General features: G+C 56.5%; 6 protein-coding genes. 2 read left to right on the top strand and 4 right to left on the bottom strand.

All coding sequences use genetic code 11. The annotated features are described in order from the left end of the window. The 3 genes from tnpC to MOV63_RS31930 form a co-directional block, all read right to left on the bottom strand. Window positions 1–1,538 (bottom strand): IS66 family transposase (tnpC, locus tag MOV63_RS31940; protein WP_247039769.1); only part of this gene is annotated, 1,538 nt, incomplete at its 3' end. 74 nt (window positions 1,539–1,612) lie between these two features. After that, window positions 1,613–1,957, bottom strand: coding sequence for an IS66 family insertion sequence element accessory protein TnpB (gene tnpB, locus MOV63_RS31935; RefSeq protein WP_247039768.1), 345 nt, complete (start codon window positions 1,955–1,957; stop codon window positions 1,613–1,615). Then, window positions 1,954–2,304, bottom strand: coding sequence for a transposase (locus MOV63_RS31930; protein ID WP_247039767.1), 351 nt, complete (start codon window positions 2,302–2,304; stop codon window positions 1,954–1,956). Before MOV63_RS31930 ends, tnpB begins: the two co-directional genes overlap by 4 nt. Window positions 2,305–2,412: 108 nt before the next feature. Here MOV63_RS31930 and MOV63_RS31925 point away from each other — a divergent pair, with 108 nt between their 5' ends. Then, a complete protein-coding gene (locus tag MOV63_RS31925; protein WP_309500859.1) occupies window positions 2,413–2,877 on the top strand; it encodes a hypothetical protein in 465 nt (154 codons plus the stop codon). A gap of 290 nt (window positions 2,878–3,167) precedes the next feature. Continuing rightward, window positions 3,168–3,848 carry a hypothetical protein gene (locus MOV63_RS31920; protein ID WP_247039766.1) on the top strand — a complete coding sequence of 227 codons (681 nt, stop codon included), beginning with the start codon at window positions 3,168–3,170 and terminating at the stop codon, window positions 3,846–3,848. A 111-nt stretch (window positions 3,849–3,959) separates the two neighbouring features. Here the strand turns inward: MOV63_RS31920 and MOV63_RS31915 are convergent, their stop codons facing one another. Beyond that, a complete protein-coding gene (locus MOV63_RS31915) occupies window positions 3,960–4,871 on the bottom strand; it encodes a hypothetical protein (protein WP_247039765.1) in 912 nt (303 codons plus the stop codon). Between the last annotated feature and the right edge of the window lie 133 nt (window positions 4,872–5,004).

Genomic DNA, 5,004 nt, shown 5'->3' with positions numbered 1-5,004 from the left:
CCACGAGGCCGATGCCAGGCGATCACGGCGTCCGATATCTCACAACCCACTTCAAAATCCCCTTTTATTATAAGGACATCATCAGATGAGCAGTATGTCGCGCCGCCGTCGCTTCCAGCGAATAGACTATTTTTTCTCGTGATCGCTTGGGGTCTGATTGCTCGCTCGACTATGTTGGAGTCGAGTTCGATGCGGCCGTCGGTCAGGAAGCGCTCGAAGATGTCTCGACGCGAGATGGCATACCGCAGAGCCTCGGCGAGTTTGGATTTTCCAGAGACGCGCGGCAGGGTCGCCTGCCAGAGAGTGAAGAGGTCACGGACGATCGCTGCGGAGATCTCCTGGCGTGCAGCGACACGAGCTTCAGGGCTTTGGCCGCGCACACGCTCCTCGATCTCCCATAACCTCGCCATACGCTCGACGGTGTCGGTAGCGACTTTCGAGCTCTTTGCGACATGCAACTCGTAGAACTTTCTCCGGCTGTGCGACCAACAGCCGGCCAGGATGGCGCTGTCATTGCCTCCATCTTTCCGGACGAGCTTGTTATAAGCGGCATATCCATCGACCTGCAGGATTCCACGATAGCCGCTCAGGTGTCGTGCGACACACTCGGTGGCTCGACTGTCCTCGAAGCGATAGGCTACCATCGGTGGACCGCTGCCCCCAAAAGTCCGGTCATCCCTGGCATACGCCCATAGCCATGCCGTCTTCGCTGATCCGGAACCAGGAGCAAGTGTGGGCAAGGTCGTTTCGTCGGCAAAGATCCGTTCGGCCTTCTTGATCTCATCGAGGATGTAGTCGGCGAGGATATTGAGCTCGAACCCCAGCTTGCCCATCCATTGAGCCATCAGCTTGCGGTCGAGTTCGACCTTGTCGCGTGCGTAGATGGCTTCCTGGCGATAGAGTGGCAGCCCGTCGGCATATTTGGAAACGGCGATCTGGGCCAGAAGTGCTTCCGTGGGAATGCCACCTTCGATGATGTGTGCCGGAGCCGCCGCCTGGACGACACCATCCTCGTTCCTAAAGGCATACTTCGGCCGGCGGGTGACGATGACACGGAACTTCGCTGCCACGACATCCAGCCGCTCGGAGACGTCTTCTCCAATCAGGATTTTGGTCTTACCTGCATGTTCTGGAAGCTCTTCCGGTTCGATCACGACCTCGACGCGCTCAAGATGAGGCGCAAAGCCCTTGCGTGGCCGCGGAGCGCGTTTGCTGTCCGCGCTACCGCGGCCTTTCGTGACCTGAGCCTTGATCGTCGCAATGCCGGTCTCGATCTCTTCGAAGACAAAGGCATGCTGCTCGTCATCGACGATGGATGATGCAAGCCTTTCCGAGCGTCGGCCAAATCGGGCGCGATCGAAAGCCTTCAGGATCTGCGTCAGCCGCTCGATGCGCTCATCGGCGTCCGCGTTGCGGGCCTCTAGATCGTCAACCTGCTTCTCCAAAGCCTCGACGCGGGCTGCTTTTGCGGCCATGGCAAGGACCATGGCTTTGAGAGCCTCTACATCATCCGGGAGCTCAATCTCGGGCCGCGTCATGGGTATGATCAGAGCATATTTTGCCGCGCTCCGCCCATGCTTTCAGGGACCTGATTCACTTCGCCGCAGCGGTTTTACCCAACAATCTCGGGAGGCTTCACCGGCGCGGATCGAACCCGCTTCCAGTCCATTCCGTCGACCAAAGCCAGAAGCTGGGCATGATTGAGCTGGACGCGATGATGGCCGATCCGGGGCCAGCAGAACTGGGCTTTTTCCAGCCGCTTCGCATAGAGGCAAACGCCGGAGCCATCCCACCACACGATCTTGACCCGGTCTGCTCTCTTGGCCCGAAAGACATAAAGTGCACCGTTGAACGGATCACCGCCAGCATCCCGTACCAGCGAAAGCAAGCTGTCCGGCCCCTTTCGGAAGTCGATGGGATGGCTCGCAAGAAAGACCTTCACGCCAGACGGGATCATGCCGACCGCACCGCTCGGATCACCCGCTGCAGCTGTGCTTCGCCGATATCTGCGTCGGCCCGGATAATGACGTCGCCGATCACAAGCTCGATCATCGCACGTGTGCCAATCGTCCTGGTCCCTGTCTGACCAGCCCGATCTTGCGAGAAGGATCGTTGTCCGTCACGAGCATCACGACGCCAGCCAAATAGCTGCGAGGGATGTATGCCGATGCGATGCGCAATGGCCGAGACGCTTGCGCCGGGCTCCATTGCCTCAGCCACAGCCCGCGCTTTAAAATCATCGGACCAACGGCGCCGAAATTGCCGTGGGGCGCCCTCAAGCCGTTCCGGAACAGCCTCAATCATATGGAAGTTTCTAGTTCCAGAGCTAGGCGCAGACATAGAAGCTCACAGTTTGTGAATCGTCTGTCCGCAATACAGCCGCCAACCCTACCAACGCCAGATGGGGTCAGCTTGTCGCTTACGTTGGAGGGGTCAGCAGCCAATCTTGTCGGAGACATTACCCCCGGCAGTGTCTACGCGCATATCGATCAGTCTCTGGGGGCATGGGGCGGACAGAGGCCGGTCTTTAAAACAAACGTGAAATCGTTCGTTTCGCTGCGAAGGGCCCGACCGCCTCTCTCGACCGACGATCTTCGCCTGATCTCGTCGATCTTCCCCGACGCCAATATGCAATTTCCACTCGATCCCACGTTCGAACCGGAGCGATCCGAGGAGCAGAAGAATGACCAGTCCATCCCTCAGCCGAATGCCAAGAATACGAAGATCTTCAAGATCTTGCAGGGTTACGCTCGTGTGAACCTGGTGCGTCCGGTGGACGCTGAGCACATGTGGCATGCCGCGTGGTACAGTAAGTCTTGTGAACTAACGATCCTTGGACAACACTATCACCACCTGGTTTCCAGGAGCCTCATTTAGAAAGAGCGGAGCACCATCTTGCCGATCTCAAACCGCGCGGAACTCTTGGAAGCCCTAGCGTCGATAGAACACGAGAGGTGGTCCCATTGGCAAAAGTATCTGCATTCAACGGCAGAAAGGCAGCCTGACGGCTCCCTCGTTATCGCCCCGGAATTCGTCGAGCGGTGGGAAAAGCAGATGAACTCTCCTTATGAAATGTTGACGGAGGAGGAGAAGAACAGCGATCGTGAACAGGTCATGAAGTATCTCCCAGTCGTCGAACGGTGGTTCGTGGAGAATGGAGGCGACGCGTGAGCGCTGACATCGAGACCTTCAGAGATCCCCTTCTTTCCGTATTTCAATCTGCTGTCTCCGAGGTAGCGAGCCGGATCGATAATTCGACCACACTCAGAAGCAGACGGATGCAGAGTTCGGCTGAATCCCAGCTGCCGCACATCGCAGCTCAGATTGCTCGCAGGGAAGTCGGGTTACCGGCAACGCCCCCATCCACCGGTGTGCGTGGATTGTCTCGGACGCAGACAGCCTCGCTTTGCGCTGAATTGGCGTGGCGGTACGTGAAAGCCGCCGCAGCCAGCGATGGCACGGCTCTCGCGTTGGTGGAAGCTGAGTATGTGGGAAGCACTTGCGACGCCGCGTGGCTATCTACGCTTAAGGAATATCACCGATACTTCGGTATAACCGGCGACAACGCAGCCATTCCATATATCCGAGCAGCGGATGTCGGGCCACAAGTCATCACAATTCCATCCAACGCTAGCCTAGCTCTATTGGCTGACTGGGGTACCGGCGCCGGGCCTGCCTTGGAGGTCCTGATCGATATCGCCAAGCATGGGACGAAAATGGGGAACGGGTCCAAGCTGTGGAACCATGGATACGCCCTACTCTCGCTCGAAGGCGAAACGTGTCGAGCTGAGTATTTCGAAGTTGGATTACAAGGCCGAAAAACGATCTTCACCGAGATACTAGAATAGGTTCAGCCACATTGACAGCTTGGAAGAATCAGAGCAGGTCTCAGGAGAATGTCTATCGCGAAGCTGGTTTCGCGCGCGGGAAACGGATGAAGTCTGAATTCTAGCAGTCGGTCACCTCCTTTTTCTGGTGGCGGGCCGAGCAATCGGGTTTTCTGGGGTTGGGAACGGGGCTCTAGCTTGTGCCAGCGCCTTGATGACATCCTGCACTTGCGAAGCGTCTGATGTCACGAGCGCTCCCGCTGCGGCCGGCGGCACTTGTAGCGGGATGCTTGCAATAATTTCGTCAGCTGACCCTTGTGAGAAGACTATAGTCTTGTACCAGAGTCCTTTGCTGTCCAGAAGTTGGAGCTCGGTGGTGACAGCCTCCCTTAGATCATCGATGCTGACGACAATCACCTTTGCCATGCTGGCGTAGGCCTCGACAGCCGACTCCCAAGTCACAATGACGTTTCGAAGACGGTTCTGCAGCACATAGTCTAGTTCTTTCTCAAGTTCACCTGCTCGGAGAAAGTTCACCATTGTCGTCGTGTTGTATGGCCTCGTCGCTGACATTACCTGGAAAAGGTGGCGACGGAAATTCCGATCCTCTGAACTACCAAGAACCAGTGTAAAGCCGGGCCATGTGCTGCGTAGGCTATGTGCACTTGTGAGAGAAAACAGCAATGCTGAGATCGCAATCCACCATGGATTTGCGATTGCTCCCGCCATCCCGACTACTATTGCGTAGCAGGTTATTGCGAACATGAGGCGGTCTTCGCCTGCTTCCGAAAATCCGCGAAAGAGCGCGACAGCTTTGCGCAAACTAAGATCGGGCAAGAAAACTCCGCCGTTCTCCTTACCAAAAACCTCCCTGTTGGCACCAAATTCTTTTGCATGGATAAACAGCCGCCAAACAAAAGCGGACACGAAGAGACCTGACAGAAGCTTTACAACAAGCGTTCCAGGCCACCATTCAAAGATCATCAAGAGCGTCGCGATCACAAAAATCGCGCTCGCATGAGCCTTCACAAGACTAGACGGCATGCAAATCCATCCCAATCCCCACCTAGCAGGCTGTTGAAGAAGTCTCTGGATTTGCCTTGAGAATGGCCTCGTCGCCATTGTGGTATGCGAATGCGATCTCGATCGAGCCATCGTCAAGCAATTCGGCATGCCC

This window comes from Neorhizobium sp. SHOUNA12A, from assembly GCF_023006505.1.
In the GTDB taxonomy this organism is placed as follows: Bacteria; Pseudomonadota; Alphaproteobacteria; order Rhizobiales; family Rhizobiaceae; genus Neorhizobium.
The sequence above is the reverse complement of the archived record's forward strand: the minus strand, read 5'-3'. Positions and strand labels throughout refer to the sequence as shown.

What these genes read in the sequence shown, in the direction of transcription:
- tnpB (WP_247039768.1), bottom strand. Translation starts at nt 1,957, where the DNA reads ATGATCCCGTCTGGCGTGAAGGTCTTTCTTGCGAGCCATCCCATCGAC.
- MOV63_RS31930 (WP_247039767.1), bottom strand. Translation starts at nt 2,304, where the DNA reads ATGATTGAGGCTGTTCCGGAACGGCTTGAGGGCGCCCCACGGCAATTT.
- MOV63_RS31915 (WP_247039765.1), bottom strand. Translation starts at nt 4,871, where the DNA reads ATGCCGTCTAGTCTTGTGAAGGCTCATGCGAGCGCGATTTTTGTGATC.